The sequence below is a fragment of the Luteibacter sp. 1214 genome (genome assembly GCF_031455395.1).
In the GTDB taxonomy this organism is placed as follows: Bacteria; Pseudomonadota; Gammaproteobacteria; order Xanthomonadales; family Rhodanobacteraceae; genus Luteibacter; species Luteibacter mycovicinus.
In genome coordinates this window covers 148,132-174,678 of record NZ_JAVDSQ010000001.1, presented here as the reverse complement: position 1 = coordinate 174,678, position 26,547 = coordinate 148,132, and the positions used below count along the sequence as shown (strand labels likewise).

Sequence of the window (26,547 nt, the reverse complement as noted above, 5' to 3'; positions counted from 1 at the left end):
ACCAGATCGACGAGGCCATGGCATACGCCCCGTCCGACGGGAGTAAGGCCGTCCTGGTCGCCTGAACCTGCGAGGTGCCCTCTGGAAAAGGCGACGGCGGCCCCCATCTTGGCCGCCAGGAGCCCCCATGAACACCTCAAAGTACCCCCTCATCCTTTCCGTAGCCCTTGCAGGCCTCGCCTTGCTGGGCGGCTGCCGAAGCCATCCTTCCGGCGAGGATTCGGTTCAACCGCCCTCCAGGCAGGTAGCCGTCGTGGCGGGCCATCACGCGGCCAGGCCGCCGATGCAGGCGAAGGAAGCGATTTCGGCCGGCGATCTGGCCGGCGCCTTTGCCGCGGATCCTGATGTCGCCGCGAAGCACTTCGCTCATCGACAGCTGGAAATCACGGGTGACGTTCGTAGCGTCGACGCCGACGGTCCGGGTGTTCCGGTATTGACGCTGGCAAGTGGCGGCAGCGCGACCGATCCCAGAATGGTTCTCGGCGCCGACGCGTGGTCGGGCGTTTCGATGCTGAAAGCCGGCACGGCGGTCCGCGTGCTGTGCTCCAGCGTGACGTTCGCCAGCGGCCGCGCTACCGCGGGGGCGTGCACGCTGCTCTGACCGGTTGAGGCGGCGGGATGGCTCCCGGCGGAGATAAACTCCACCGATGACCATTCGCCACCTCGTCGTCGTCCTCGGTGACCAGCTCAACCGGAACTCCTCCGCCTTCGATGACTTCGATCCGGCGACCGATCTCGTCTGGATAGCCGAGCGACGCGGCGAATCCGAACACGTGTGGTCGCACAAGGCGCGGAGTGCCCTGTTCATCGCTGCCATGCGGCACTTTGCAGCCGAACTTCAGCGAGAAGGGTTTCCGCTGCGTTACGCGAAGCTCAACGACGCCGGCCCCGACGACCTCACCGCGCTGTTGCAAGAAACCCTCCAGCACCTCAAGCCCGAACGCCTGATCGTCATCCGTCCCGGCGAACACCGCCTGCGTACAGGCATCCAGTCAGTGGCCGCCGCATGCGGCGTGCAATACGTCGAGCGGCCCGATCGCCACTTCCTCGTCTCGGTCGATGACTTTGCCCAATGGGCCAAAGGCAAGACCGAACTGCGCATGGAGAACTTTTACCGCTGGATGCGCCAGCGGCATGACATCCTGCTCGAGAACGGAAAGCCCGTCGGCGGCAAGTGGAACTACGACGCCGACAACCGGGGCAGCTTCGGTCGGCAAGGACCCGGTTGGGTCCCACGCCCGAGGGCGTTCAAACCGGATGCCATCACCCAGAGCGCCCTCGACGATATCGAGGCCACGCTGCCGGACCATCCCGGTGAACTCGACCGGTTCGACTGGCCGGTCACCCGCGAGCAGGCACTGGAGGCACTCACCGACTTTCTCGACCACCGCCTGCCCGCCTTCGGCCACTGGCAGGATGCGATGTGGACCGGCGAGCCGTGGCTTTACCATGCACGTCTGTCGACCTCGATGAATCTGCGCCTGCTGTCGCCCGCCGAGGTGATCGACGCCGCCCTCGGCCGTTACCATCGCGGCGAGGTCAGTCTTTCGTCGATCGAAGGCTTCGTGCGGCAAATCCTGGGCTGGCGTGAATACGTGCGTGGCGTCTACTGGCTATCGCCGGAGCGCCTGCTGGCCTCCAACGCGTTGCGCGCCGACGCACCGCTGCCAGCCTTTTACTGGACCGGTGACACCGACATGCACTGCATGAGGGAAACGATCACCCAGACGCTGCAGACCGGTTACGCCCACCATATCCAGCGTCTCATGGTCACCGGCAACTTCGCGCTCCTGTTCGGCGTCGCGCCGGCACAGATCCACGAGTGGTACCTCGCGATCTATGTCGACGCCGTCGAATGGGTGGAAGCACCCAACACACTGGGCATGAGCCAGTTCGCCGATGGCGGCCGCATGGTATCCAAGCCGTACGCGGCATCGGGCCGCTACATCGAGCGCATGAGCAACTACTGCACGGATTGCCGCTTCAAGCCGGGCGAAGCGGTCGGCGATAACGCCTGCCCGTTCACGACGCTCTACTGGGATTTCCTCGACCGCCACCGGGCGCGATTCTGGAATCATCCACGCGCGGCTCTGCAGTGGCGCTCGCTCGAACGACTGAGCGAAGATCAGCGCGAAGCCATCAGGTCCCGTGCGCGGCAACTGCGGATCGAGTACTCCCCAGAATCGCGCTGACCGCCGAACTCAGCGCACTCAGGCTGAAAGGCTTGGTGATGAGCGTCATGCCGACATCGAGGTACTCCCCCTGCGTCGCGGTGGTCGCCGCGTAGCCTGTCATGAACAGCACAGGCAATTCAGGCCTCGACTGGCGGGCGATCTCGGCAAGCTGGCGGCCGTTCAGTCCAGGCAGCCCCACATCGGTGACCAGCAGGTCCAGAGGACGTGCGGAGGCAAGCAGGGGAAGCGCGGCATCCGCGGACTCCACGGCCTCCACGTCGTAACCCAGCTGTTCCAGCAGCTCGGTGACGAGTGAGCGTACCTGCACATCGTCTTCCACGACGAGGATGCGCTGACCGCCACCTTGCAACACGACAGCGCGACCCTGCTCGGGTGCAACCTCGGTCCCGGTCGCCATCGGCAGATAAAGCCGTACCGTCGTACCCTGCCGCAAGGCGGAGGTAATGCGGACATGTCCATGCGACTGCCGGACAAAGCCGTAGATCATCGACATGCCCAACCCCGTGCCCTGTCCGATCGGCTTGGTCGTGAAGAACGGTTCGAATACCTTGTCCAGCGTGCCCGCGTCCATGCCGGTGCCGGTATCGGTGACGGACATGACCACGTACACCGTGTCGTCCGACGTGTCGGGAAGCGTTTCGACCGTCGTCCTGACGCACAGCGAACCACCCTCGGGCATCGCGTCCCGCGCATTGATCGCCAGATTGAGCAGCGCACTCTCGAGCTGGTTGTGGTCGACCATCGCATGCGGCACATGCCCCAGGTCGATATGCAGCTGCACGCGCTCGCCGAGCGTCCGCGTCAGCAGATCTTCCATCGAGCGCACCAGGACTTCCACATCGACCGGGCGCGGGTCCAGTGACTGACGGCGGGAAAACGCCAGCAGCCGCTGCGTGAGCCCCGCGGCCCGCTGGGCCGATGTCGAGGCGATATCCAGAAAACGATCGAGGCCCTCGTAGCGCTTCGCATCCAGGCGCATGCGCATCAGCTCCATCGCGGCCAGGATGCCGGTGAGCATATTGTTGAAGTCATGCGCGATGCCTCCAGTCAACTGGCCGACCGCCTCCATCTTCTGCGCCTGCCGCAAGGCTTCCTCGCTGCTTTCGCGCGCGGCCATTTCGGCTTTCAGCTCGGCCGTGCGCTCCGCGACCCGCGACTCGAGCAGAGCCGCCTGCTGCTGCGTCGCTTCGAGTGCGACCTTGCGCACCGTGACATCGGTGGCGAAGATGTGGAATCCGTCGACACGGCCATCGGCATCGAACCGAGGCAGATAACGGATTTCGGCGTCGCGCCGGCGACCGTCACGGCGCGGCCAGTTGACCTCCATGCGCACGGGACGTCCATGCAGCGCACGGTCGATCGCTTCGCCTCGCTCAGCCCACGTCAAGGGTCCCAGTACATCCGGCATGCGCCGACCGAGGATCTCCTTCACGGGCACGCCGAACCATTCCTCGTAAGCGAGGTTGGCAAAACGGTAAACCAGGTTCGTATCGACGAACCCGATCAATACGGGGATCGAATCGGCAATCAGGCGCAGCTCCGCTTCGCTCTCGGCTTGCAGCGCCTGGCTTTCCTCGAGCCGCACCATCTGGTCGCGAATGATGAACTGCTTATGCCGCGCGCGCAGCGCCGAGGTGACGGCGCTGACCAGCGAAGCGGCGCTCAGCGGGCGCTCGAGCTCGACGACGTTCAGGGCTTCGTCCGGCAGCGCCGCACGCTTACCGGGACCTGCGGAACGCGGCGCACGAAGCAGCACGAAGGGAATGTCGGACCACGATTCCTGATGGCGCAGTGCCGAGACGAGCGCCGCCGGGTCACCGGCGATCGCTTCCTCCGTGAGCAGCACAGCGCCCACCGAGTCGTCGAGGCGCTGCGCGAGGTCTTCGAGCGAGGAGGCAATCGCCGATCGATAGCCGTTCTCGCCGATGATGGACGCCAGGCTCTCCGCGTCGCGTCCGTAAGGCGCCAGCAGCAGGACCGTCTTACTGAACGGCACTGAGCTCATCCAGCAAGGGCGCCGGGCTTCCCAGGAATTCGGGCGTACCCGTGAGCACGCCACGGAAATCGGACAGCGGCGCGCTCAGACGCAAACCCTGACTGTCGATGCGCAATTCGCGAATGGTGTCTTCGTGCGCGCCGCTGCGGTTCTTGATGACCGACAACGCCTTGCGAATACGCCCCTGGGCTTCGAAGAAACGGAACAGGATGACCGTGTCCGCCATGTAGCTGACGTTGAGGTTACCCGTCGACATCGTGCCGACCAGACCGTGCTGGGGGTTGATCAGCAAGGTCAGTACGCCTGCCTGGTTGAGGAAGGAAAGCAGTTCATGCATCTGCAGCATCAGCTGCTTTTCCTGCGGCATCGATGCGAGGTATCCGTTGAGGCTGTCGATGACCAGAACCCGGCAATTCTTGTCCTGCACGGATTCGCGGACACTCCAGGCAAACTCACCGGGTGAGATTTCCGCGGGGTCCATCTGGCGCAGCTCGAGCAGACCGCTTTCGATATGCGGCCGCAGGTCGAAGCCGAGCGCGTCGGCCCGGGTCAGCAACGTCCCGGTACGCTCGTCGAATTCGAAAATGCAGCAATGCTCACCGCGCTGGCAGGCGGCGGCGACGAACTGCAGGGCGACGTTGGTTTTCCCCGACCCTGCGGGCCCCGTCAGCAGCGTGCTGGTACCTCGCAGCGGGCCGCCTCCCAGCAGATCGTCGAGTTCGGCGATATCGCTGGGCACCGCGTCGCCGACAAAAGGCCTGTGATGATCCGAAGCAACCAGCCTCGGATAAACGCGCATGCCACCCGTCTCGATCGACAGATCGTGGTAACCCGCGATGAAATCCACACCGCGCAGCTTCTGCACCTGCATGCGTCGACGCGCCGCGCCGAAATCGAGGGTCAGGCGCTCCAGCGAAAGCACGCCGTGGCAAAGGCTGTGCAGGTGCGCATCACGCTCGCCGCCCTCACCGGTCAGGTCGTCGACCAGGATCACGGTGATGTTGCGTGGCGCGAAAAACTGCTTGAGCGACAGCACCTGACGACGGTAACGCAGCGCATCCTGGGCCAGCAGGCGAAGTTCGGACAGCGAATCGAAGACGATGCGGCTCGGGTTGAAGCGTTCGACCTCCGCCTGGATCAGTCGGACCGTGCCGTCGAGCTCCATCTCCCACGGGTGCAGGATCGATTGCTGACGACCGTCGCCCAGAACGGCCTCGGCGGAGGCCAGTTCGAAAAGGTCGATCCCATCCAGCGACCAGCCGTGCGAGGCCGCCACTTCGGTCAGTTCGTCCGTGGTTTCCGAGAGGGTGACATAAAGACAGCGCTCGCCGTTCCGCACGCCCTCGCGGAGAAACTGCAGGGCAAGGGTCGTCTTGCCAGAGCCCGGCTGGCCTTCCAGCAGGTAGACGCGGTCGACGGGCAACCCGCCCTTGAGGATCGTGTCCAGCCCGGCGGTACCGGTCGTCATACGGGGAAGAGGCATGGGGGAACCAGGTCGGGACGGACGGGGGTCCGCAGCCTGGGCGGCGCACCTGTTCAGAGGCCATGGTAACCGAATTCCCCACTTTCTCGACGGCAAATGCGGCAGCCGAATAATCGACACGTCTTCACATTTGTGTGCGATCGACCGAACCGATGGTGAAGACGTTTTCGCGTCGCGCTAACCGCGGCGCGCGACCGATCCTGCGACTCCAGCGGTGGCCAGGTCATCGAAGACAACCTCTCGCTCGGGCCAGCGCAGGGCGCCGAGTCGCGTCTGGAAGTCCGTGCCCCGCAGCCGCTCCTGAAACCGCCGACCGACCGAATAGTCTATGCAGTAGACGTTCTTTCGCGCTCCCAACGGTTCGTCAAAGGAGGCGCCGCCGAAGAGGTCCGGACCACCCTTGCCGAACGCGGCGCGATCGACCGGATACGGCCAGCGCCAGTAGTGACCGATCACGACCGGCACATCGTCGGCGTATTCGTTCCACCAGGCGACGCGCTCGACCATGCGCCATTTTCCGCTGCTGTAAAACGGCGCGGTACCGACACGCTCGACCCCGGAGGTCAGCACCCGGATGGGGTTGGCCATCTGGCGCGTCTCGTCCAAGACCGCCGTGTTGGGCAACATGGGCATCAGGGCGTTCGGATCATGCATGAGTTCGCCGAACGCCAACCGCTCGTCACGGGCACCGACGAATGCACCGTCGGCCTCCAGTTTCGCTTCGAGTTCCTCTTCCCACTGGTCGAACATGGCGGTGGTACCAGTGACGGAAGCCGCCCGCACCCTTCCGACCGAATCCGCGTGCCAGCAGGCGTGCACCACGCGAAGTCCAGGTCCCTCGAGGGCCAGCGGCAGCCCTTCCAGGAAAGCGAGATACCGTGAACGCATGGTCGGGTCGACAGCCGCGGACGTGTGAAACTTCCCCTCCGCACGATCGTGGTCGTGCTCGAAGAACCATCCGTTGCCCTCTCTGATGGCGCCGCAGAGAATGTTCAGTTCGTGGTTGCCGAGCACGCACTGCGCGTGTCCGCTCTCCACCAGCCCGCTGACCAGGTCGAGCACGGCGGGACTGTCGGGACCGCGGTCGCAGAGGTCGCCGACAAAGACCAGCCGACGCCCCTCGGGGTGCGTGCCGTCCGGACCATAGCCAAGCCGGTACAGCAGATCCCTCAGCGCGTCGATCTCACCGTGGACGTCGCCGATCAGGTCAAGCGGGCCGTCGAAAAGTGCTGCGATGCGCGTCATGGCCGCTCCCTGCCCGTCTGTCAAACGACGAGTTTACCGGCAGTGGCCGCTCAGATGGTGGGCTGCTTACGCAGTCTGTCGGGGCCTTGTCCGCTGTCGAACCGGTGCCGCATCGTGATCAGTTGCATCAGCTGGAGCGCCCGCTCGAAATCGGGCTTCGCCGCGAGTGCGGCTTCCGCATCGGATTCGGCGCCTTTCACATCATTCATCGACAGGCGGGCGAGGCCGCGCTCGGTCCGGCTCGCTACTTCGGAGGTGGGTGACATGCGAAGCACCTCGGTGGCGTAGATCGCCGCGTCCGCCGGGCCGCCGGCGCGTGCGCGCCGCTGTGCGATCTGTCGCATGACGGGCAGGCTCGGACCGATCTGGTTCATCGCCTCCAGGTCGGCCGTGCTCCATGCGCATTCGTCGCCGCACGAGCGTCGCGTCCACTCGATCTGGCTCACGATGAGGATCAGCAACGGATTGATCGCGCCGGCCGCCCGTGCACGTTCCTGCTCGGCGAGGAGATCGGCGTCCGAGCCCACCCATTTACGCTGAAGAAGCCTGGCCGCTTCCTCATGCAACATGAAATTGTCGGGATGTTCGTGCAGAGCCTTTTCGAGGCGCTCCCTCGCTTCCAGCCGTTCGCCCTCGCGCGCTTCGACCCAGAGCATGCCGTACGTGGCTGGCGTCAGATGGGGTACAGCGGTGAGGGCTCGCTGCAGGTCTTCAGCGCCTCTCGCGTCAAGCTGTGCCATCCGCGCAAACCGCTCGTCCGAGGTGTCCTGGCTGAAGGCGCCCCCGCGCGCCTCACCGGCCGCGGCTACATGCTGCAGACCGCTGGCAACGTGCGCCCAGACGTTATCGGGCGAACGCGCGAGCCAGGCATCGGCAAGATCGCGCGCTTCCTTGCACGCGCACGAGAAGGTACGCAGGAAAGCCTCGTCCAGCTTCCACGAGGTCTCGATGCGAGCCTGATCTCTCAGCAAACCGTCGAAATATCGCTCCAGAGCCCTGGGGCCCTTCGCATCGAAGGCCTGCTGAAGTTGCCCGAGCGACATCAAGGGGTCGAACTGGAAGTGGCACAGCAAGTCGACTTCGCGGTGATCCCAGTGCACGTCCCGCGGATCCGGGTAATGCAGGCAGCGGGCAAGACGATCGGGTTCGGCATCGAAGCGCGCCATGTCCCCGATGACCGCTTTCTCGGCGTCGGTCGTATGGTGCAGTAACCCGCCTGGACGGGTAGCGGCGGCGCCCGCCGAACTGCTTTGACGCGCAGGACCGTCCTGCGCAAGCGCAGTTGCCGACAGCACGCAGACGAACGCGATAAACACACGCTTATGCCAGTACATCCCTGTTCCCTTCCCCTGGTGAACCCCTAGTCTATCCATAGGCGGCCGTCTTACAAGACTGGGTGACGTGCGAAGGCTCATTTGTCTTCGCTATCGCCCCCATAGCAAGTAACGATTGGATTGGAACGCGCTTGCCGCGCACGCTCTACGCTCACAGAAGCAACCGGGGGCGAACGCCCCAAGTCGAAAACACCATGAACACTACCGCCCTCGCCCGCACGCCGTCGCGTGCGCTCCCCCTGGCCGCACTGGTTTTTGCCGCTGGCCTCCTTGTCGTCGCGCCGCAGGTCCGCAAGGCATCGCAGCAGATGGCTCCCGCGAATACGGACACGGCGCCTGCCGTGTTGTATGTGCCGAACGGGGCAAATACCTTGCTCCCGTACGGAGCCGTCGGACACGACGTGCACGCAGCGCCGCAGACGGTGCTTCCCTACGGCGCGGTGAGCCACGAAGCGATGTCCTCCGCGGAGACCGTTCTGCCCTACGGCGCGATGACCTCGGCATCCCTGCGCGATGCCATCACGCCTTACGGCCTGCTCAGCCGCCACGCGGCTCCGTGACCAGGCCGCAAGGCGCCTGAAATCAGATCGCCGACGTCCCGCCGTCGACGAAGAGCTGAACCCCGTTGACGTAGGTCGAATCGTCCGATGCCAGGAAGAGAGCCGCTTTCGCGATCTCTTCCGACGTGCCCATCTGGCCCCGCGGGATCATCGACTCGAACTGACGGATCGTCGCTTCATCGAACAGCTTTTCCTGAATCGGCGTGCGCACCTGTCCGGGATGCAGCACGTTGACGCGGATCCGGCGGTCCTTGAGCTCATTCAGCCATGTGCGCGCAAACGCGTGCAACGCGGCCTTGCTTGCCGAATACACGCCGAACGACGGGAATCCTTTGACCACGACCATCGATCCGTTCAGCACGATCGATGCGCCCTCGGTCAGCAACGGCAGAGCCTTCTGCACCGTGAAAAGCGTGCCGCGCGTATTCAGGCCGAAGACGTTGTCGAAATGTTCTTCGGTGATGTCACCGAGCATGGCCGACTCGCCCGTGCCAGCGCTGGCGAAAATGATGTCGACCTTGCCCTTCTCGCGCTTCACCGTGTCGTAAAGGCGGTCCAGATCGTCAAGATTGGCCGCATCGCCCTGCACGCCGGTCACGTTGCGACCGATCAGCTTCACGGCCTCATCGAGCGTCGCTTTGGTGCGCCCGGTAATGAACACATACGCCCCTTCTTCCACGAACCGTTGCGCGGTGGCCAGCGCCATACCGCTGCTGCCACCCGTGATGACCGCGACCTTACCGTCCAGCTTACCCATGGCCTTTCCTCTTGAGTTATATTTAATGGAGCAGTGCTCCGATTCAATATATGGAGCACCGCTCCACTTGTCAATGGAAGCCCATGCGAGCCGACGCGAAGAAAAATTACGATCAGGTACTGGCCGTCGCCGCCGAGGTCGTCGCCGAACAGGGCGCGGATGCGTCACTCCGCGATATCGCGCGGCGGGCGGAGGTCGGTCTCGGGACGCTGTACCGCCATTTCCCCACACGCGAGGCATTACTCGAAGTCTTGTTGCGCACCACCATGGACGAGCTGACACGGAAGGCGACCGACATCGAAGCCACCTGCGCTCCCGACGAGGCGCTGTTGACATGGTCACGGCTGGCGGTCGCGTTCACCCACACCTTCCGCGGCGTCGTCGACCTGATGGCTACCGCGATGGACGATGAAAACTCCGCGCTACATGCCTCGTGCACGAAGGTTCGCGCGGACGGTGCCCGACTGTTGCTGCGTGCCCAGGACGCGGGACTGGCCCGCAAGGACATCGACGGGGCGGATCTGCTGTCACTCATCGCGGCGCTGGGTTGGCTCAATGACCAGCCCTCGTTTGCCCCGAAAGCGGCGCATTTGTTCGACGTCATTGCCGATGCCCTGCTGACCGCGAGGCCTCGCTCGCCGTAACGCCGAGGCCGCTGACACGAACCCTTTTGGGCGGCGTGCGTGATAAGTTTTTGCATCTCCTTGCAAGGACCGCCGAATGCCTCTGCCCGTCGTCTACGTCCAAGGTTTCATCGGCCATCTGCGTTTTCCGGAATTGCGCGCGGGACTCGATCCGTCGCGGGTCATCAGCCCCGATCTTCTTGGCTTCGGTGAGTTCGCGCATCGCCTTCCGCAGTCCGTGGCCGACCAGGTCGAGCACCTGGAACGTCAGATTTCCGAGCGATTCGGCGACACGCCGGTGCTGCTGGTGGGCCACTCGGGCGGGGCGGCCGTGTGCGTGCGCTTTGCCCAGGCCTGGCCCGGGCGTGTCGCAGGTCTGGTCAGTGCGGAAGGAAACCTCGCGCCAAGCGACGCATTCCTCTCCTCGCGCCTGGCCCCCATGTCGGGCGATGCGATACGTGCGTGGCTGGAGAAAGCTCGCGCCAACCCGGCCGCGTTCGTCGCGCAGGAGCGGATGGCGTTCGACACCGAACAGCTGGCACGTCTCGAAGACTGGCTCGCTCACCAGTCCGCCGAAGCGATACATGCCATGGCGCGTGCCCTGCTCGTCGAGACCGTGCATCCCGGGTACGCCATGGCCGTCGCGAGCGTCATGGCATCGGTTCCCACCTATCTCATCCAGGGCGCAAAGTCGGTGGGTGCGCTCGGTGTGCCGCCGCGTCTCGTCGCCATGGCCGCAGGAACGATCACCATTCCAGGCGCCGGGCACCTCATGGTTCTGGAAGCACCCGAGGCCGTCGCCGCCGCCGTCGTCGCCATCATCAAGGAACTCAGCTGATCGCGAGCCGGGATTAAATTGGTTACCGTTGAAAGCACCGCGCTGCCTTGACCTGGTTCTCATTTTCAACGAACCACCTCTGCGACACTTCGCCGACTCGCACGAGCCGACGCCTCTTCAGACCTGTCGAAAACGGCGCCCTGCGTGCACGTTTCCCCACTGGATGACCACCCACGGTCCGGTGACGGACAGATGGGTTGTGGGTATCCCTGAGGAGCGGTGAGTGAATCCGATGATCAAGTTCAAGCCGATCGCGCATCGGCTGGTGCCGACGCGTGCCCGTTTCAAATCGCTGCTGGCCATAGCAAGCCTTGCGACCATGGCAGCGGCTTTGCCTGCTGCCGCCGCGGAACACGCGCCATTGACCGGGCCGCAAGTCGACGGTCCGACCGCCGTTGCGCGTGCGCGTGTGGCAGCCGACGTGCTGATGGCCACCTACGATCCCGTGAAGGCCTGGTTCCCCTCCAGCTGGTGGAACTCCGCCGTCGCCTTGCAGACCATCGGTGACTACATGCAGCGCACCGGCGACCGCCGCTACCTCGGTCAGCTGGACAACACGTTCGAGAAGGACAAGGGCGCCTTTCCCGCCGGCGTGTTGTCGGGCGATCCGCTGCTGGGCAACTTCACCAGCCGGGCGATCGACGATTCGGAATGGTGGGCCCTGACCTGGCTGCAGGCCTATGACCTGACAAAGGATCCCAAGTACCTTGCCATGGCGGTCACCATCGCCAACTACGTCAACGGCTACTGGGACACCGGCACCTGTGGTGGTGGCGTCTGGTGGGACGGCGAGCGCACGTACAAGAATGCCATCACCAACGGTTTGTGGATCCGCCTCACCGCCGAACTGCATAACCGCATTCCCGGCGACACGTTGTGGCTGGGCCGTTCGAAGACGGCATGGACCTGGTTCCAGGGCAGCGGCATGGTCAATGCCGACGGACTGGTCAACGACGGACTGACCAACGCATGCACCAATAACGGCCAGACCGTCTGGAGTTACAACCAGGGGCTCGCCATGGGCGGGGGCCTGGAGCTGTATCGCGCGACCGGGGATGCACAGATCCTGGCGGCAGTGAAGCGCCTTGCGGACGCGGCGATCGGACCGGACGCGTTAGCGACCAATGGCATCCTCACCGAGAGCTGCGACGCAGCCGATCAGACCTGCGACGACAATGGCAAGCAGTTCAAGGGCATCTTCACGCGCTACTGGACCGATCTGGTCGACACCACGCATGACCCCCGTTATGCCACCTTCCTGGACCACCAGGCGCAAAGCGTCTGGGCGAACGATCGCGACGCGGCGGGACGACTCGGCACCCGCTGGTCCGGAGCGACGGATAACGATCATCCCAACGTCTTCGACTGGCGTACGCAGGCTAGCGCGCTCAGCGCGCTGATTGGCGATGTGCCCGCCGCGACACCGCTTGAGTCGCTGGCGGCGACGCTGTCTCCGGCACAACCGGTCATCATGCCGTCGGCATCCGGCACGACGAAGATTCCCGTCGACCTCGGCGTTTCGGCCACCGGCTTCCTCCCCGTGCTCGCTCTCGCCTCGGTCGACGTACCTTCGGGATGGAACGCGACGCCACGTGCGAATCTGCTTGCCCTTCAGCCTCACGGCATCTCGGCGCCGGTCAGCGGCAAGCTGCCGTTGAACGTCACCGTGCCTGGCAAAGCGGCGGATGGACACCACATGGTGACGGTGTATCTGAAAGCGGCGGGCTTACGCTTCACGACGCAGGCCGACGTGCTCGTTGCCCATGCGATCGACTTCGATACCGGCACGGTCGACGAGAACCCCTGGTTGTTCGACGCGGGCGGGTCGCAGAGCAACGGCGTGCAGAACCGCTTCGCCGATGGCCATGCCCACTTCACGTATCGCTTCCCGTTCCCGGCGGACACCTCCGCCGCGCATGTCACGCTGACCATCGATGCCGAATTCCTCGTGCAGGTCAGCCAGGACAACGCGCATTGGACCACGGTGCTTCAGGAGTCGCAGCCGGTCACGGATGGCTCGAACAAGGCGGACCGCACCATCGACCTCACCCCGTACCTCGGCGCGGCGGCAGACGGGTCGAAGCCCGTGTACCTGAAAGTGTCCGATGCCTTCCCCGACGACGGCTGGGGCGGTCGCGTCTACCACGTGACGGCGAACATACTCCAGTAGGCTGAAGGGCCTCCGTCCTCGTCACGGGACGGGACGGAGGTTCCCGCCACCGTCGGGATCATGGACCGCCGTGCCGATGATCCAGCGGCGCGCCGGTTTCCCGGCTATGCTTGGCCGATGACCGAATCCCTGACACCCCTGAGCGTCGAGGCCTCCGTTGAGGCCATCCAGCGGCTGTCGATCGTGCCCAAGGTCCTGGAAGCGGTCTGCAAGGTTACGGGAATGCGCTTCGCCGCCATTGCCCGCGTCACCGACGATCGCTGGACCGCCTGCGCCGTACTCGACCACCTGAACTTCGGACTGCTTCCGGGCGGCGACCTCGTCCTCAACAGCACCATCTGCGACGAAATCCGCGAGCATCGCCAGTCGGTCATCTTCGGTCATGCCAGCCATCATCCTGTTTTTTCGGCGCACCACACGCCCCGGATCTACGGGCTGGAAAGCTACGTCTCGGTGCCCATCCTGACCGAAGGCGGCAAGTTCTTCGGCACCTTGTGTGCGATCGACAGCGCGCCGCGCGACTTCGACGAAGGGACGATCCTCGCGAGTCTCACGATGTTCGCCGAACTCGTCGCCTCCCATCTCGCCCTCCACGACCGCACGATAGCCGCCGAAAACGCCCTTAAAGTCGAGGCGGAGACAGGCGCGCTGCGCGAACAGTTCCTCGCCGTCGTCGGTCACGACCTGCGCAGCCCCTTGCAGGCCGCTAAGCTGGCCGCTGAACTCCTCGAACCGTTGCAGGAAGGCGAGCGCGCCAGGCGCCTGACCCGCAATCTGACGCAGAGCCTCAACCGCATGACGGGACTCATCGCCGACGTGATGGATCTGGTCCGCGGCCGACTCGCCGGACGACTGGAACTCGACCTCGAGGAAGGCCCCGATCTGCAGATGGTTCTCGATGGTGTCGCGGAAGAGGTTCGCCTGGGCAACCCCACGTGCCAGATCGTGACCGAAGGTGAGATCGACTGTGGCGTACGCTTCGACGACCGGCGCATCCGGCAGCTGATGGCCAACCTGCTGAACAACGCCGTGGCCCACGGCGATCCCACCCAGCCGATCGTCGTGAGTTATGCACAGTCCGGAGACGGCATCGAGGTCTGTGTCGCCAACGCCGGCGAGCCCATTCCCGCCCACTTCCTGCCACGCCTGTTCGAGCCGTTCTTCCGGCCGGAATCGCCACGCTCCCAGCCCGGGCTGGGTCTTGGCCTTTACATCGCGTCCGAGATCGCCCGAGGCCACGGCGGAACCCTTCGGGTGGACTCGAACGCCAACGAAGGCACGCGTTTCACCCTCAGCGTGCCGCGAGTGCGGGTCGCCGCTTGAGGGCGAAGCGCCTTCGGCTTAGGCCTCACCGGCGGGAGCGAGCATGGACATAGAGGCGACAATCATCCAGCTTCTGGGTCGACGAGCTCCCGAGGCGTCGATTTGTCCGTCGGATGTCGCGCGGGCGCTCGCCGCCGACGAAGCCGCCTGGCGGGCACTCATGCCACAGGTACGCGAAGTCGCCGCCGCGCTCGCGCGTAGCGGGCGCGTCGTCGTCACTCAGGGAGCGGAGCGACTATCCCCGGAGGATGTCGATCGGGGACCTGTCCGTCTTCGCCGCGGCCCAGGCTGGTCTAAGGCACAGAAATAAAACGGATGTCCGGCAGCGGGGCCAGCGCCGGACGCGCAAAGAAAAAGCCCTGTTGCAACGAGATACCCAGGTCGAACAGCGCCTTCGCCTCCTCCGCGAGCTCGACGCCCTCGGCGATGACGCGGACGCCGATCTCCTCACATAACCGGACCATGTGTTTCACGATGCGCTGGCGCACCACGTCTTCGTGGACGTTTCGGATCAGGCCGATGTCCAGCTTGAGCAGGTCCGGCTGAAAGTCGGCCAGCAGATTCAGTCCTGCGTATCCCGCCCCGAAGTCGTCGATCGCGGTCTTGAATCCGCGCGCCCGGTAAGCCGCGAGGATGGAGAGCAGGTGCGCGTGGTCCGTGATCTCTTCGTGCTCGGTCACTTCGAAGATGATGTCGGTCAGCGGCCAGTTCACCCGTTCCGCTGCCGCCAGGGTCGCCCGTAGGCAATGCTCCGGATTGTAGACGGCGTTGGGGAGGAAATTGATGGAGACCAGCGCGGGAAGCGCGGCATCCTTCGCACATTCCAGCGCGCGCACCCGGCACGCCTGATCGAAACCGTAACGATTCGATTCGTCGATGCCGCTGAGTACTTCAGCGGCTCCCTCGCCATGGATGCCGCGTACCAGTGCTTCGTGCGCGAAGACGGTACGTGCGGCGACGTCCACGATGGGCTGAAACGCCATCGTAATTCCGGCGGCAAGTGAATCGCTGTCGCGGCAGGCCCCGCAGGTCAATTGGCTGTCCATCGTTTCGGTGTTCCTCAAGTCCCCGTTTATCGGCCGGCATCCGCGATTCTGAAGGTACCACCGTTCCGATGCGGACCATTCACGCCTGTTGCGCTCTTCTCGTCCACTGCGCAGGGGATTGACGAATGACAGGATTCACCACATTGCGGACCAACCGGTGGACCGGGCCGTCGATGGAAACCGACACGCCGCCCGTCGTCGTGGCTATCCCGGTACGTAATGAGGCTGAAAATATCGCTGGATGCCTTGACGCGCTCGCCCGTATGGATCGCCGCGGCATCCAGCTTCTCGCCGTCATCCTCGTTTTCAATGGCTGTTCGGACACCAGCTGGGAAACTGCGTCCGCCTGGCGGGGCAGCACACGCCTGCCCCTCAGACTCATCGAGGTGGCCCTCGACCCGGCCCTGAATCACGCTGGCGGCGCGCGCGCGGCGGCACTCTCGCTCGCACTGACGGCACTGGGTGAGCGGCGCGGCGGCACCATCCTGACCACCGACGCGGATAGCCGGGTGCCTCGCGAATGGATGGTCCAGATCCAGGCGATGATCGACGGCGGTGCGGATGCTGTCGCTGGCGAGATCACGGTCGATGAGACCGCCGCGGTCTGGCCGGAGTCTTTGCGGTCGCGGCATCGGATCGAGGCGGAATACGCGAGTCTGCTCGATGAAATCGACGCGCTTTGCGATCCTGTCCCCCACAATCCCTGGCCGCGGCATCGACGATGCTCCGGTGCCAATCTTGCCTTTCGCGCCGACGCCCTTCGCGAACTGCGCGCACTACCCGCGCCGCCGTACGGTGAGGACCGGGCTCTCGTGGACGCCTGCCTTGCCCGGGATCTGTCGGTCCGACATGCCCCCTCGCCGCGGGTCGAAACGTCGTCCCGACTGACCGGTCGGGCAAGCGGCGGCATGGCGGATACGCTCAGCGACAGGTCGCGACAGCACGACCTCCCTTGCGACGCCATGATCGAGGCCTGCTCGACGCACGTCTATCGCGCGACGCAGCGGGCTCGCGCACGACGGACGTTCATGCCAGGCGTACCGGACGCCGCTCTTGCACACTCACTCGGCGTGCCCGCCCATCAGATCTCAGGCGCCCCGTCCCTGCACTTCGGGGACACGTGGCAGTGGCTGGAACGGTGCTCCCCTTCCCTGGCGCGCGTGCCCTTGTCACCCGGCGATCTGCCCCGTGAGATAACCAAGGCGAAGGCATGGCTCGCGAAACGGCTCAACGTTGCCCTGAGGGAGATCCCGGCATGACGGTGCACGCGCTGTACGCCGATGGGCAGAACGCGCGGGAGAGGCTCCTCGGCGCCCTGAACGCATGCATGGACGATCTGTCGCTCCTGGCACGGAGCGACGATGTCCCGGGGACTTTTCCAACCGAGGCCCTGGCCCGACTCAGGGCCATCGGCCTGCTCGGCGCCGTGCTCCCTGTCGACGAGGGCGGCGCCGGCCTGGGCATCGACCGCCAGGCCAGCATGACGCTCTACCACGTGCTGACACGGCTGGGTGCCGCTCACCTGTCCCTGGCCCGCCTGTTCGAAGGACACGTCAACGCATTCGCGCTCCTGTGGCACCACGGCTCCACGACGCAACGACAGCGGCTGATGCGCTACGTACGCGACGGCGGTCTGACCGGCGTGTGGAACGCACCCGCGCCGGAGGCTCCCTTGCGTCTGCTCGCGGACGGGGAGCACTTCCGCCTTTCAGGCAGCAAGATCTACGCATCGGGCGCCGGCATCATCCAGCGGCCTCTGCTCACCGCCACGACGGAGGACGGAAAGCTGTTGATGATCTGGTGCGACGTGGGTCGTGCCGTCGTCGATCTGTCCGGATGGCGTGTCCACGGCATGCGCGCGACCGCGACAGGTACCGTGAAGCTCGATGGCGTTGTCGTCGAGCCGGGACAGGTCTTCGGTGCCGATCAGGATTATCATCGGCAGCCTGTTTTTTCAGGGGGCGCGTGGCGCTTCGTCGCCGCGCAGCTGGGTGCCGCCGGTGCGCTGGCGGACCTCATGAAGCAGAATCTCGTCGATGCGAGACGTGACGCGGACCCGCATCAGAGAGCACGGCTCGCCGAGGCCGTCATGCGTGTGGAGACGGGGCGTTTGTGGACTCAGGCCGCCGCACGCATGGCCGACGATCCGGCGGCGACGCCTGCCGATGTCGTTTCATACGTGGGCATGGCCCGTCTGGTCGTCGAAGAGGTGGCCACGGACGTCATCCAGCTGGCTCAGCGGTCGATCGGGCTCCGCGCCTTGCACCAGGACCACCCCGTCGAGCGCATTTGCCGGGATCTCGCGACGTATCTGAAACAGCCGGTGCCCGACGCCATACGCGATGCCGCCGGGGCCAGTGCCGCCGCGTACCAGGGAGCCGCGCTGGACAGGTGGCCGTCGTGACGGACGGTGACGGCGAATACATCGCATCGCTCAGGCGGCTGCCTCTCACGTCGCCGGAGCACCTGCTCGCCGGGCGCGCGCTGGTCGTCATCGCGCCCCATCCGGACGATGAGAGTCTGGGCATGGGAGGGCTGCTCGCTTCGGCGCAGTCCATGGGCACCCCGGTTACCGTCGTGTTCCTGACCGATGGTGAGGGCTCACACGTCGGCTCGCCTTCCTTTCCACCGGAGACGCTGGCGCGATGGCGGCGAGCGGAAGCGACCGATGCGCTCTTCGCGCTCGGCATCCCTCCGACCAGTGCGCGATTTCTTGCCCTTGGGGACGCGCGCCTCGATGCGCTGTCTGCGACGACGCGCGAGGCGGCGATGAACGCGCTGCGGGCCTGTGTGCCGTCACCCGCCCTGGTGTGCGTCACCGCACGGACGGACCCGCACGGCGACCACCGCGCCGCAAGCTCGATCGTGAACGACATCGACTGGCCGGAAGGTGTCGCCGTCATGGAATATCCGGTCTGGACATGGCTGGCGGACGAGACCGGCCTGCCGACACAAGCGGCGACCGGATACCGTGTCGACATAACGACAGCACTCCTCGCGAAGCGACGGGCGATCGCGGCCCACCGCTCACAGCACGGCGGCGTCATTACAGATGCCGAACACGCTTTCGAGCTCGAAGCGAGCTTCCTCGCCATGTTCGATCACCCGACGGAGACACTGGTATGGCCGACAAGGTGACCTTCGACACCGACTACTTCAACACGCTGTACCGGCAGGACATCGACCCGTGGCACTTCAGAACGAGCGAGTACGAACGCCGGAAGTACACCGAGACCCTCGCCGCGTTACCGCGCGACCGGTATGAGCACATCATCGAACTGGGTTCGTCCATCGGCGAACTGAGTGTTCTTCTTGGAGCGCGCGCCGAGCGTCTCACCGGTGTAGATACATCGGATGTCGCCATAACCGCCGCACGGAAACGGTGCGCAGGTCTGCCGCACGTCGCGTTCGAGCAGGCGCAGCTTCCGCAGGGGGAATGGGCGACGCAAGCCGACGCGGATGCGCTGGTCATCTCCGAAGTGCTGTATTACCTCAGCAGCGAGGAACTCGCCGTCATGACGCAGCGCATGTCGCGGCTGGCGACCACGGCGGACATCGTACTGGTTCACTGGACCGGAGATACCAACTACCCGATGACGGGAGACGACGCGTCGGAGCAGTTCATACGCGCCTTCCCGCAGCGTCGATGGCTGACCTCACGTCGAACGGGTTACAGGTTGGACGTCACCTGCCCTGTCGCGGCTTAGGCACGTTACTTTTTCTTGTCCGCCGCCCGCACAGCGTCCGAGCTCACGTTCGTACCCTGGCCCTTTAGCGGCTCGGGCACCGGTGTGCCAAAAGCGTCCCGGCGACGCGGATCGCCTGAGCCTTTTTTTGTATTTACCGGATCGGTCAGTTCCTGCGCCGCCTCAGCCCGCTTCGTCTTCGGTGTTTCGACGACCTTCTGCGGATGACCTGCCACCGTCTGCGTCTTGACCTGAGCGGATTCGTCGGCCTTTGTCTGGGCAAGCGCCCCCAGCGGCAGCAAGAGCAAGCCGGCGACGACGAAATTCAGCGCCTTTTGATTTCGATAAGCCATCGTTACACCCTCTCAGCCATGGGATTCATCGTCACGCACCTGCCGCGGAGACAATGATTTCCTGACCGTGCCTCGCGGGGTGTAACAGCGACCGTAACGCGGCGTGAAGGAGTGCTTCGCGTGCGGCTGGCCGAGCGTCGGCCATTGGCATTTGTCGATGTGGCGGCTGCGAAACCGCTTGCGACCAACACCTCCCCTTCAACACGGCAGGACGAGGATCGGGCTTTGACGGGAGAAACAGCATGAAGGCTCTTACCTACCACGGCTCCAAGGACGTACGCGTCGAAACGATGCCCGACCCGACGATCCTGGCCGCCGACGATGTCGTTCTCCGGGTCACAGCCACCGCCATCTGCGGCTCGGACCTGCATCTCTACCACGGCAAGATCCCTGAAACGAAGCACGGCGATATCTTCGGGCACGAGTTCATGGGAGTCGTCGAAGAAGCCGGCGCCGATGTCACCAACGTCGCTGTCGGCGACCGCGTGGTCATCCCCTTCGTCATCGCCTGCGGAAAGTGTTTCTTCTGCGAGAATGACCTGTTCGCCGCCTGCGAGACGACGAACCCCGATCAGGGTGCGTCCCTCAGAAAGAGAGCGAAAATGACGCCGCCGGCTGCCCTCTTCGGCTATTCGCACCTCTACGGCGGCGTTCCCGGTGGTCAGGCGGAATTCGTTCGTGTCCCGAAAGCCAACGTCGGGCCTTTCAAGGTTCCCGGCAGCCTGTCGGATGAGCGTGTGCTCTTTCTCTCCGACATCCTTCCCACCGGCTATCAGGCCGTACTCAACGCAAAGATCGAGCGCGGTTCGACCGTGGCCATTTTTGGCGCGGGCCCGGTAGGCCTGATGGCCGCCGCCTGCGCGCGCATGCTGGGCGCGGAGCGCATCTTTATGGTCGACTCCGAAAAGTACCGGCTGGATTTCGCCGTCTCGGCGTTCGACGTGATCCCCGTCGATTTCGGTGCACTCGATCCGTCCGAGTTCATCCTCGAGCAGACGGCGGGCCATGGTGTCGACGCATCCATCGATGCCGTCGGTTTCGAAGCGAAAGGCAGCACGACGGAGACGGTGCTGAGCACACTGAAGATCGAAACGAGTTCGGGCGAGGTGCTCCGCCAGTGCATCACCGCTACGCGGCGTGGCGGCGTGGTAAGCATTCCGGGTGTCTATGCCGGATTCATCCATGCCTTCCTGATCGGCGACGCCTTCGACAAGGGACTCACGCTGGCCATGGGTCAGACGCACGTCCAGAAGTACCTGCCGGAACTGCTCGAATTCATCGAAGACGGCAAGCTGCAGCCCGACATCATCATCTCGCACCGCATGAAGCTGGCCGACGCGGCCCGCGGCTACGAAATCTTCGATAAGAAGGAGGAAGATTGTCGGAAGGTCGTGCTTACTCCATGATGCCTTGCCCACGATGACCGGCTGAAATAACGGAACGAACACGATGGAAGCTCGCGACCTCGGTGACACGATCACCTTTTATTTGCCCCAGGGAAACGCTGGCGCCGAGGCCTTTGCGGTTTTCCAGGACCGCCAGCATCTCGGCGGGTTTCCCACTCGCGAGGAATCGCTTCAGTTCGCGCTTGCCAGGGCGCGTGTGATCCGCGAAACCCGCGCCGTCCCGATCCGGCTACGGATCGAAGACGATGCGGGTGTCTGGCTCACCAGCGATGCGCTGGCCGAGCCGGTCGCGGCGGGCAGCGAGTAAGCCGTTCGTTACGGCGCCCTTGCGCCTCATGGGCGCGCGGTATACCCGCGCTCAGCCATGACCCGTGCCACGGCTGCTTTCGCATCGTCGAGAACTCGCTCGAGCGGCTGGTTGGCGTCGATGTCGATCACCGTCGCACCACTGAACGCGAGCTGCGGTGTCACGGCGATCTTCCGCGCCAACGCTTCGCGCCGATGGTCCGGCTTCCGTGCGCACGCGATGTCCAGGTCGACATTCAGCCGGAGAACGATATCGGGTCGGTGGCTGGCCATCCATTCGAACATGGCGTACTCGCGTCGAGCCAGACCGAGCACGAAACGCGAGCCCCCTTCGACGGCGGGAAATCCCGGGCCATCGTACGCGCCGGGAATTTCCAGCTGCGGGAAGCGATCGGTGACCACGATCAGCCCGCGGCGCCTGAGGGCGAGCATGCGCCGGAAGCGGCGCCGGCGGCGCAGCGTGAAGGCGCTGATGACCAGAGCGGGCAGCAGGCTGGGCTGCTTCGCCTCCTTCATCCGGTTGTTCACGTCATCGGACTTGCGCCGGATCACCCGACCCAGCGCGCCTCCCACCAGGGGCCACTGCGCTACCGCGCGGCCGACGTTGCCGGCCTGCTTGCCGAGGTGAACGCTGGCCGCGGGACCGTAACGTCCTATCCAGGCGAGGATATGTTCGCTGACCGTCGACTTGCCGGAACCGTCGCAGCCGATGACCGCGATCAGTGGCGCCATGGCGCCGTCCTTTGCCCCGGATACCGCTACCGGACTGAAAAAATGGTTCATTAAATCTCGCTGATGCGCGCGGTCAGACGACCGTAGACGCAAGAATATGCCATGTAATAAAATTGTATTCATCCTGCGCTACCGGCTATCTGGTGTGCCTCTCCTCTCTGATTCCGATGACTTCCACCCGACGGTGGGGGTGATCGCGCTTACCGGTTGCGATGGCTCCGGCAAGTCCACCCTGGCGGCGAAACTCGTCGCCCACCTGCGCGAACAACGCCCCACGGAGGCCCTGTACCTCGGTCAGTCGTCCGGCCGGATCGCCGAGTGGATCCGCACGCTGCCCCTGATCGGGCCACGCTTCAACGCGTATCTGCTGCGCAAATCCGACCAGGTGCACGACAAACCGTCGATGCCGCCCGGCAACGTCGCGGCATTGGTGATCTACATGCTGTCGCGTTGGCGCGCGCACAAGTTCCGCCGCATGCTCGCCATGTGCCGGCGCGGCGTCCTGGTGGTCACGGATCGTTACCCGCAGGCGGAAATTCCCGGGTTCTACTGCGACGGCCCGCAGCTGGCGAAGACCGAAGGAGGCAACTGGTGGATCCGCCGTCTCCGTGCGAGCGAGCAACGCCTCTACCAATGGATGGCGTCGAGCGTGCCAGCGCTCGTCATCCGTCTCAACGTCGATGCCGAGACGGCGCATGCGCGCAAACCCGACCACAAGATGGCATCGCTTCGCCAGAAGGTCGCTACCTTGCCGACGCTCCGGTTCAACGGGGCGCGGATCCTCGACCTCGATGGCCGTGACGATCAGGGTGCCATTCTCGACCGTTCGTTGCGCGCCGTGAGCACGGCGCTACCGTTGCTGTCGACATGACGACGACTGAAACCCTCCGGCCGCCGATCGCGCGGCTCATCGCCGTCGTGGGATGCGACGGGACCGGCAAATCGACGCTGACCCACGATATCGTCAGGACGCTGAAGCAGACGCGCAGCGTGCAGCGCCGGTACCTCGGGCTGATATCCGGCGAAACCGGCGACAAGATCAAGCGCCTGCCGCTGATCGGCCCCCGACTGGAAAGGCGTCTGGCGGCCAAAGCCGCCAGCGCTCAGGACATGCGCAACAAGGTGCCCGGCGTGCTCGGGTCGCTCGTCATGTACGGGTTATCCGTCTGGCGTGCCGCTCACCTGCGCCGGGTATGCCGGCTCGCGGAGCGCGGCACACTGATCATCACGGACCGCTATCCCCAGGCTGAGATTGCGGGCTTTCGTTATGACGGTCCCGGCCTGGGCCTCGCGCGCAGCGAACACTGGCTCGTGCGCAAGCTTGCCGTGCGCGAGCAGCGCTTGTACGAACGCATGGCGACGTATCGCCCTTCGCTCGTCATCAAGCTCGATATCGACTTCGCCACGGCACATGCGCGCAAACCGGACCACGGCCCGGAAGAGCTGAACGACAAGATCGCCGTGATGTCACGGCTGCGCTTCAACGGCGCCCGCCTCTTCGATCTGGACACCCGTGCCCCATACGCCGACGTGTTCGCGGCGGCCATGGCCGCCATCGATGATCTGCCGGGTCACGGCGCCTGAGCGCCGCCTGATGGGCGGCCTAGCGCAATCTTACGCCGGCTTGAGGTTTTTCTTAACAAATCCTGGGATTATGGTACCCTTGGGTACAGTAAAAGCACGGCAATAACCCAGTAACAGACCAGTAACACTGGGGGTTGGCCCCGGTGGCATGGGACTTGTTGAGACGCGACTAAGACTATGAGCGCAGACGGAAACATTGCGATGCAGGCCGGCCTGGCGACGCCGACCACGAATACGGTGCCCATGCGACGCGGCGACTTTGCCAGTCTGGCCGAGGCGCTCGACTACGCGGCATGCGGCGTAACAGGTGCAAATTTCTACGCTGGCGGCAAGCTCGACACCGCGCTGCCTTATCGAACCTTGCGAGCGCAGGCGCGCGACCTCGCGAAGAAGCTGGCCAGCCTCGGCCTCGAACGCGGCGCATGCCTGGCGATCGTCGCGGAGACGACGCCGGATTTCCTGCGTTTCTTCTTCGCCTGCCAGTACGCGGGCCTCGTACCTGTCGCGCTGCCTTCCTCGGTGAACCTGGGCGGACACGACGCTTACGTCCACAAGCTGCGCGGCATGTTGCAGGCCTGCGAGGCGGTGATCGCCGTCGCCTCGCCCGCGTTCCAGGGTTTCCTCGGGGAAGCCGTGAGTGGCCTGGGCATCGTCATGTGGGGCGAGCCGCAGGCATTCGACGCCCTGCCCCGCCATGACGTCGAACTGAAGCCCATCGGCCCGCACGAAGTGGCCTATCTGCAGTTCACCTCAGGCAGCACCGGCACCCCGAAAGCCGCCGTGATCACCCAGGAAGCGCTGCTTGCCAACGCCCGCGGATCGATCAACGACGGCCTCGACCTGCGCGACAGCGACCGCTTCGCATCGTGGCTGCCGTTCTATCACGACATGGGTCTGGTCGGCTGCCTGCTGACCGTCGTGGCGAGCCAGCGCTCGATCGATTACCTGGACACGCGTGAGTTCGCGATGCGTCCCCGTCGCTGGCTCGAGCTGATGACCGAATCGAAGGCCACCATCTCCTACAGTCCGCCGTTCGGTTACGAAATGTGCGCACGACGCGTCCGCCCGTCGGATATCGAGTCATACGATCTGTCGCACTGGCGTGCCGCGGGTATCGGCGCGGAGCCCATCCTTCCGGAAGTACCGGCGCGCTTCGCCGAGATGCTGGCACCCGCCGGCTTCGACGCGAAGGCGTTCGTGCCCTCCTATGGCATGGCCGAAGCATCGCTTGCCGTCAGTTTCGCACCGCTGGACACCGGCATCGTGGTCGAGTGGCTCGATCCCGTGGACCTCGCGGAGAACCTGCGCGCCACGCCGGTCGCCGAAGGCACCGGCAGCGGTTTCGTCCGTTGCGGCGGACCGTTGCCCGGCCATGACCTCGACGTGCGCGACAACGCCGGCCGTCGCCTGCCGGAACGCCACGTCGGCCGGATCCTCGTGCGCGGTCCCAGCCTGATGTCGGGGTACTTCCGCCAGCCGGAACTCAACGCGCAGGTGATGGGTGATGACGGCTGGCTCGACACCGGCGACATCGGTTACGTGGTCGATGGCGAAGTGGTGATCACCGGCCGGCACAAGGACATGATCATCGTCAACGGGCGCAACATCCTGCCTCAGGACATCGAACGCATCGTCGAACGCCAACCGGAACTGCGCTCGCAGGATGCGTCGGCGTTCGGCATTCCCGGCCCCGGGGGCGCGGAAATCGCCGCGGTGGTCGTACAGTGCAATTCGCTGGATCCGGATGTCCGCGCGGCCCTGGTGCGGCGCGTGCGGCGTGACGTGCTCGAAGAACTCGGCATCGCCTGCATCATCGAGTTGGTGCCCCGCCATACACTGCCGCGCACCTCTTCCGGGAAGCTGTCACGCTCGGCGACGCGTGCCGGATACCTCGAGCGTCAGTCGATGCGGGAAGCGACCGGAGCCGCGGCGTAGCGATGAACGACCTCGCCGACTCAGGGCATCCCGTCATTGCATTGACGGGGGCGACGGGTTTCATTGGCACCGCGCTGCGCGAACGGCTGGTGGCCGCCGGATACCGCGTGCGGGCGCTCTATCGCCCTCGTCCCGGGCGAGTTCTGGAGAACGCGCCCGGCGTGAAGTGGATCGCCGGCGACCTCAACGATCGCGACGCCCTCGCCGCGCTTGTGAAAGGCGCGGACGCGGTCGTGCACTGCGCCGGCAACGTGCGCGGCGCGCGCGCCGCCGATTTCGACGTGGTCAATGAAGCCGGTGTCATCGACATCGTGCGTGCGGCGCGGGAAGAAAGCCATTGCCACCGGTTCCTGCTGGTGTCGTCGCTGGCGGCCCGCGAGCCGCAGCTGTCCGACTACTCACGCAGCAAGTGGCTCGGTGAACGCGCCCTGGCAGCCCATGCCGGCGACCTCGTGTGGGCCGCGCTGCGGCCGCCGGCGGTCTACGGGCCAGGCGATCGCGAGATGCTTCCGCTCTTCCAGAGCATGGCGCGCGGCATCGCGCCGATACCCGGCAGCGGCGACGGTCGCTTTTCCCTGATCCATGTGAGCGATCTCGCCTCGGCTATCGTGGCCTGGCTGCGCTCGGACACACAGTCGGGGCAGACTTTCGAACTCGACGACGGTCACGCGGGCGGCTACGACTGGGACACCGTCCTGAGCGCGGCGTCACGCGTCCTGCGTGACAACGCGCCGATCCGTCGCCTCCTCATCCCCACGCCGTTATTACGCGCGATCGCCGGAGCGAACCGCACCGCGGCGCGCGTGTTCGGTTACGCCCCCATGCTGACCCCCGGCAAGGTCCGCGAGCTGACGCATGCCGACTGGGTATGCGACGGCCGCGCCTTTACCCGCGCCACCGGTTGGACGCCCGAGATCGGGTTTGAACGTGGTCTTGCCGCCACGCTCGGCAACACCGTGACGCACTGAACGGAAT

General features: G+C 65.0%; 26 protein-coding genes. 18 read left to right on the top strand and 8 right to left on the bottom strand.

Annotation, left to right across the window (positions count from 1 at the left end; translation table 11 throughout):
* Positions 1 to 127: 127 nt before the first annotated feature.
* Positions 128 to 601 carry a hypothetical protein gene (locus J2X57_RS00780; RefSeq protein ID WP_156108721.1) on the top strand — a complete coding sequence of 158 codons (474 nt, stop codon included), beginning with the start codon at positions 128 to 130 and terminating at the stop codon, positions 599 to 601.
* A 46-nt stretch (positions 602 to 647) separates the two neighbouring features.
* Complete coding sequence (locus J2X57_RS00775; protein WP_043694268.1) at positions 648 to 2,192, top strand: cryptochrome/photolyase family protein; 1,545 nt, start codon at positions 648 to 650, stop codon at positions 2,190 to 2,192.
* Here the strand turns inward: J2X57_RS00775 and J2X57_RS00770 are convergent.
* The 4 genes from J2X57_RS00770 to J2X57_RS00755 all read right to left on the bottom strand — a co-directional run bounded on the left by J2X57_RS00770 (position 2,140) and on the right by J2X57_RS00755 (position 8,253).
* A complete protein-coding gene (locus J2X57_RS00770; protein WP_239709050.1) occupies positions 2,140 to 4,191 on the bottom strand; it encodes a PAS domain-containing sensor histidine kinase in 2,052 nt (683 codons plus the stop codon). The genes J2X57_RS00775 and J2X57_RS00770 overlap by 53 nt on opposite strands.
* Complete coding sequence (locus J2X57_RS00765; protein ID WP_036112810.1) at positions 4,178 to 5,674, bottom strand: ATPase domain-containing protein; 1,497 nt, start codon at positions 5,672 to 5,674, stop codon at positions 4,178 to 4,180. The genes J2X57_RS00770 and J2X57_RS00765 overlap by 14 nt, the downstream gene beginning before the upstream one ends.
* Positions 5,675 to 5,851: 177 nt before the next feature.
* Positions 5,852 to 6,919 carry a metallophosphoesterase gene (locus J2X57_RS00760; protein WP_309862630.1) on the bottom strand — a complete coding sequence of 356 codons (1,068 nt, stop codon included), beginning with the start codon at positions 6,917 to 6,919 and terminating at the stop codon, positions 5,852 to 5,854.
* A gap of 50 nt (positions 6,920 to 6,969) precedes the next feature.
* A complete protein-coding gene (locus J2X57_RS00755) occupies positions 6,970 to 8,253 on the bottom strand; it encodes a hypothetical protein (protein ID WP_308846834.1) in 1,284 nt (427 codons plus the stop codon).
* A gap of 194 nt (positions 8,254 to 8,447) precedes the next feature.
* Here J2X57_RS00755 and J2X57_RS00750 point away from each other — a divergent pair, with 194 nt between their 5' ends.
* Entirely contained in the window at positions 8,448 to 8,813 is a 366-nt protein-coding gene (locus J2X57_RS00750; protein WP_309862625.1) for a hypothetical protein, read from the top strand.
* 22 nt (positions 8,814 to 8,835) lie between these two features.
* On the opposite strand, the gene J2X57_RS00745 is transcribed toward J2X57_RS00750, so the two are convergent.
* Entirely contained in the window at positions 8,836 to 9,570 is a 735-nt protein-coding gene (locus J2X57_RS00745; protein WP_036112804.1) for an SDR family oxidoreductase, read from the bottom strand.
* 83 nt (positions 9,571 to 9,653) lie between these two features.
* Here J2X57_RS00745 and J2X57_RS00740 point away from each other — a divergent pair, with 83 nt between their 5' ends.
* The 5 genes from J2X57_RS00740 to J2X57_RS00720 all read left to right on the top strand — a co-directional run bounded on the left by J2X57_RS00740 (position 9,654) and on the right by J2X57_RS00720 (position 14,834).
* Positions 9,654 to 10,214, top strand: coding sequence for a TetR/AcrR family transcriptional regulator (locus J2X57_RS00740; protein WP_309862622.1), 561 nt, complete (start codon positions 9,654 to 9,656; stop codon positions 10,212 to 10,214).
* Between the two features lie 76 nt (positions 10,215 to 10,290).
* Positions 10,291 to 11,031: an alpha/beta hydrolase gene (locus J2X57_RS00735; protein WP_309862618.1), complete on the top strand. Its 741-nt coding sequence runs from the start codon at positions 10,291 to 10,293 to the stop codon at positions 11,029 to 11,031.
* A gap of 232 nt (positions 11,032 to 11,263) precedes the next feature.
* On the top strand, positions 11,264 to 13,201 hold the full coding sequence (locus tag J2X57_RS00730) for a glycoside hydrolase family 76 protein (protein WP_309864334.1): 1,938 nt from the start codon (positions 11,264 to 11,266) through the stop codon (positions 13,199 to 13,201).
* Between the two features lie 117 nt (positions 13,202 to 13,318).
* Entirely contained in the window at positions 13,319 to 14,524 is a 1,206-nt protein-coding gene (locus J2X57_RS00725) for a GAF domain-containing sensor histidine kinase (RefSeq protein WP_309862614.1), read from the top strand.
* A gap of 43 nt (positions 14,525 to 14,567) precedes the next feature.
* Positions 14,568 to 14,834, top strand: coding sequence for a DUF3253 domain-containing protein (locus J2X57_RS00720; protein WP_309862611.1), 267 nt, complete (start codon positions 14,568 to 14,570; stop codon positions 14,832 to 14,834).
* Here the strand turns inward: J2X57_RS00720 and J2X57_RS00715 are convergent.
* A complete protein-coding gene (locus J2X57_RS00715; RefSeq protein ID WP_309862608.1) occupies positions 14,818 to 15,570 on the bottom strand; it encodes an EAL domain-containing protein in 753 nt (250 codons plus the stop codon). The two genes, J2X57_RS00720 and J2X57_RS00715, sit on opposite strands and share 17 nt — an antisense overlap.
* Before the next feature lie 125 nt (positions 15,571 to 15,695).
* Here J2X57_RS00715 and J2X57_RS00710 point away from each other — a divergent pair, with 125 nt between their 5' ends.
* From J2X57_RS00710 to J2X57_RS00695, 4 genes are read left to right on the top strand one after another with little or no spacing between them, the layout of a single operon-like run.
* Positions 15,696 to 16,829: a glycosyltransferase gene (locus J2X57_RS00710; RefSeq protein ID WP_309862605.1), complete on the top strand. Its 1,134-nt coding sequence runs from the start codon at positions 15,696 to 15,698 to the stop codon at positions 16,827 to 16,829.
* Positions 16,826 to 17,974 (top strand): acyl-CoA dehydrogenase family protein, encoded by a 1,149-nt coding sequence (locus J2X57_RS00705; protein WP_309862602.1) that lies wholly within the window; start codon positions 16,826 to 16,828, stop codon positions 17,972 to 17,974. Before J2X57_RS00710 ends, J2X57_RS00705 begins: the two co-directional genes overlap by 4 nt.
* Complete coding sequence (locus tag J2X57_RS00700) at positions 17,971 to 18,708, top strand: PIG-L deacetylase family protein (RefSeq protein WP_309862600.1); 738 nt, start codon at positions 17,971 to 17,973, stop codon at positions 18,706 to 18,708. Before J2X57_RS00705 ends, J2X57_RS00700 begins: the two co-directional genes overlap by 4 nt.
* Complete coding sequence (locus J2X57_RS00695) at positions 18,693 to 19,277, top strand: SAM-dependent methyltransferase (protein ID WP_309862597.1); 585 nt, start codon at positions 18,693 to 18,695, stop codon at positions 19,275 to 19,277. The genes J2X57_RS00700 and J2X57_RS00695 overlap by 16 nt, the downstream gene beginning before the upstream one ends.
* A 5-nt stretch (positions 19,278 to 19,282) precedes the next feature.
* On the opposite strand, the gene J2X57_RS00690 is transcribed toward J2X57_RS00695, so the two are convergent.
* Positions 19,283 to 19,609, bottom strand: coding sequence for a hypothetical protein (locus tag J2X57_RS00690; protein ID WP_036112794.1), 327 nt, complete (start codon positions 19,607 to 19,609; stop codon positions 19,283 to 19,285).
* A gap of 242 nt (positions 19,610 to 19,851) precedes the next feature.
* Here J2X57_RS00690 and J2X57_RS00685 point away from each other — a divergent pair, with 242 nt between their 5' ends.
* Both J2X57_RS00685 and J2X57_RS00680 read left to right on the top strand, forming a co-directional pair.
* Positions 19,852 to 21,015 carry a zinc-dependent alcohol dehydrogenase gene (locus tag J2X57_RS00685; RefSeq protein WP_308846846.1) on the top strand — a complete coding sequence of 388 codons (1,164 nt, stop codon included), beginning with the start codon at positions 19,852 to 19,854 and terminating at the stop codon, positions 21,013 to 21,015.
* A 43-nt stretch (positions 21,016 to 21,058) separates the two neighbouring features.
* On the top strand, positions 21,059 to 21,322 hold the full coding sequence (locus J2X57_RS00680; protein WP_309862593.1) for a hypothetical protein: 264 nt from the start codon (positions 21,059 to 21,061) through the stop codon (positions 21,320 to 21,322).
* A gap of 26 nt (positions 21,323 to 21,348) precedes the next feature.
* Here the strand turns inward: J2X57_RS00680 and J2X57_RS00675 are convergent, their stop codons facing one another.
* The gene (locus tag J2X57_RS00675) at positions 21,349 to 22,053 is read right to left on the bottom strand and encodes a hypothetical protein (protein ID WP_309862589.1); all 705 of its coding nucleotides are present in this window, start codon (positions 22,051 to 22,053) and stop codon (positions 21,349 to 21,351) included.
* A gap of 145 nt (positions 22,054 to 22,198) precedes the next feature.
* On the opposite strand from J2X57_RS00675, the gene J2X57_RS00670 reads away from it, so the two are divergent.
* The 4 genes from J2X57_RS00670 (at position 22,199) to J2X57_RS00655 (ending at position 26,540) form a co-directional block, all read left to right on the top strand.
* A complete protein-coding gene (locus J2X57_RS00670) occupies positions 22,199 to 22,924 on the top strand; it encodes a hypothetical protein (protein WP_036112788.1) in 726 nt (241 codons plus the stop codon).
* A complete protein-coding gene (locus tag J2X57_RS00665; RefSeq protein ID WP_309862583.1) occupies positions 22,921 to 23,637 on the top strand; it encodes a hypothetical protein in 717 nt (238 codons plus the stop codon). The genes J2X57_RS00670 and J2X57_RS00665 overlap by 4 nt, the downstream gene beginning before the upstream one ends.
* A gap of 177 nt (positions 23,638 to 23,814) precedes the next feature.
* Positions 23,815 to 25,572: a fatty acyl-AMP ligase gene (locus tag J2X57_RS00660; RefSeq protein ID WP_309862580.1), complete on the top strand. Its 1,758-nt coding sequence runs from the start codon at positions 23,815 to 23,817 to the stop codon at positions 25,570 to 25,572.
* A 2-nt stretch (positions 25,573 to 25,574) separates the two neighbouring features.
* Positions 25,575 to 26,540 (top strand): NAD-dependent epimerase/dehydratase family protein, encoded by a 966-nt coding sequence (locus tag J2X57_RS00655; protein ID WP_309862579.1) that lies wholly within the window; start codon positions 25,575 to 25,577, stop codon positions 26,538 to 26,540.
* Positions 26,541 to 26,547: the final 7 nt, after the last annotated feature.

Excerpts from the sequence above, each read along its gene's own strand:
- J2X57_RS00720 (WP_309862611.1), top strand. The coding sequence starts at position 14,568 with ATGGACATAGAGGCGACAATCATCCAGCTTCTGGGTCGACGAGCTCCC.
- J2X57_RS00710 (WP_309862605.1), top strand. The coding sequence starts at position 15,696 with ATGACAGGATTCACCACATTGCGGACCAACCGGTGGACCGGGCCGTCG.
- J2X57_RS00765 (WP_036112810.1), bottom strand. The coding sequence starts at position 5,674 with ATGCCTCTTCCCCGTATGACGACCGGTACCGCCGGGCTGGACACGATC.
- J2X57_RS00695 (WP_309862597.1), top strand. The coding sequence starts at position 18,693 with ATGGCCGACAAGGTGACCTTCGACACCGACTACTTCAACACGCTGTAC.
- J2X57_RS00725 (WP_309862614.1), top strand. The coding sequence starts at position 13,319 with ATGACCGAATCCCTGACACCCCTGAGCGTCGAGGCCTCCGTTGAGGCC.
- J2X57_RS00690 (WP_036112794.1), bottom strand. The coding sequence starts at position 19,609 with ATGGCTTATCGAAATCAAAAGGCGCTGAATTTCGTCGTCGCCGGCTTG.
- J2X57_RS00735 (WP_309862618.1), top strand. The coding sequence starts at position 10,291 with ATGCCTCTGCCCGTCGTCTACGTCCAAGGTTTCATCGGCCATCTGCGT.
- J2X57_RS00680 (WP_309862593.1), top strand. The coding sequence starts at position 21,059 with ATGGAAGCTCGCGACCTCGGTGACACGATCACCTTTTATTTGCCCCAG.
- J2X57_RS00685 (WP_308846846.1), top strand. The coding sequence starts at position 19,852 with ATGAAGGCTCTTACCTACCACGGCTCCAAGGACGTACGCGTCGAAACG.
- J2X57_RS00740 (WP_309862622.1), top strand. The coding sequence starts at position 9,654 with ATGCGAGCCGACGCGAAGAAAAATTACGATCAGGTACTGGCCGTCGCC.
- J2X57_RS00745 (WP_036112804.1), bottom strand. The coding sequence starts at position 9,570 with ATGGGTAAGCTGGACGGTAAGGTCGCGGTCATCACGGGTGGCAGCAGC.
- J2X57_RS00760 (WP_309862630.1), bottom strand. The coding sequence starts at position 6,919 with ATGACGCGCATCGCAGCACTTTTCGACGGCCCGCTTGACCTGATCGGC.
- J2X57_RS00675 (WP_309862589.1), bottom strand. The coding sequence starts at position 22,053 with ATGGCGCCACTGATCGCGGTCATCGGCTGCGACGGTTCCGGCAAGTCG.
- J2X57_RS00715 (WP_309862608.1), bottom strand. The coding sequence starts at position 15,570 with ATGGACAGCCAATTGACCTGCGGGGCCTGCCGCGACAGCGATTCACTT.
- J2X57_RS00655 (WP_309862579.1), top strand. The coding sequence starts at position 25,575 with ATGAACGACCTCGCCGACTCAGGGCATCCCGTCATTGCATTGACGGGG.
- J2X57_RS00755 (WP_308846834.1), bottom strand. The coding sequence starts at position 8,253 with ATGTACTGGCATAAGCGTGTGTTTATCGCGTTCGTCTGCGTGCTGTCG.
- J2X57_RS00750 (WP_309862625.1), top strand. The coding sequence starts at position 8,448 with ATGAACACTACCGCCCTCGCCCGCACGCCGTCGCGTGCGCTCCCCCTG.
- J2X57_RS00665 (WP_309862583.1), top strand. The coding sequence starts at position 22,921 with ATGACGACGACTGAAACCCTCCGGCCGCCGATCGCGCGGCTCATCGCC.
- J2X57_RS00775 (WP_043694268.1), top strand. The coding sequence starts at position 648 with ATGACCATTCGCCACCTCGTCGTCGTCCTCGGTGACCAGCTCAACCGG.
- J2X57_RS00780 (WP_156108721.1), top strand. The coding sequence starts at position 128 with ATGAACACCTCAAAGTACCCCCTCATCCTTTCCGTAGCCCTTGCAGGC.
- J2X57_RS00660 (WP_309862580.1), top strand. The coding sequence starts at position 23,815 with ATGAGCGCAGACGGAAACATTGCGATGCAGGCCGGCCTGGCGACGCCG.
- J2X57_RS00730 (WP_309864334.1), top strand. The coding sequence starts at position 11,264 with ATGATCAAGTTCAAGCCGATCGCGCATCGGCTGGTGCCGACGCGTGCC.
- J2X57_RS00705 (WP_309862602.1), top strand. The coding sequence starts at position 16,826 with ATGACGGTGCACGCGCTGTACGCCGATGGGCAGAACGCGCGGGAGAGG.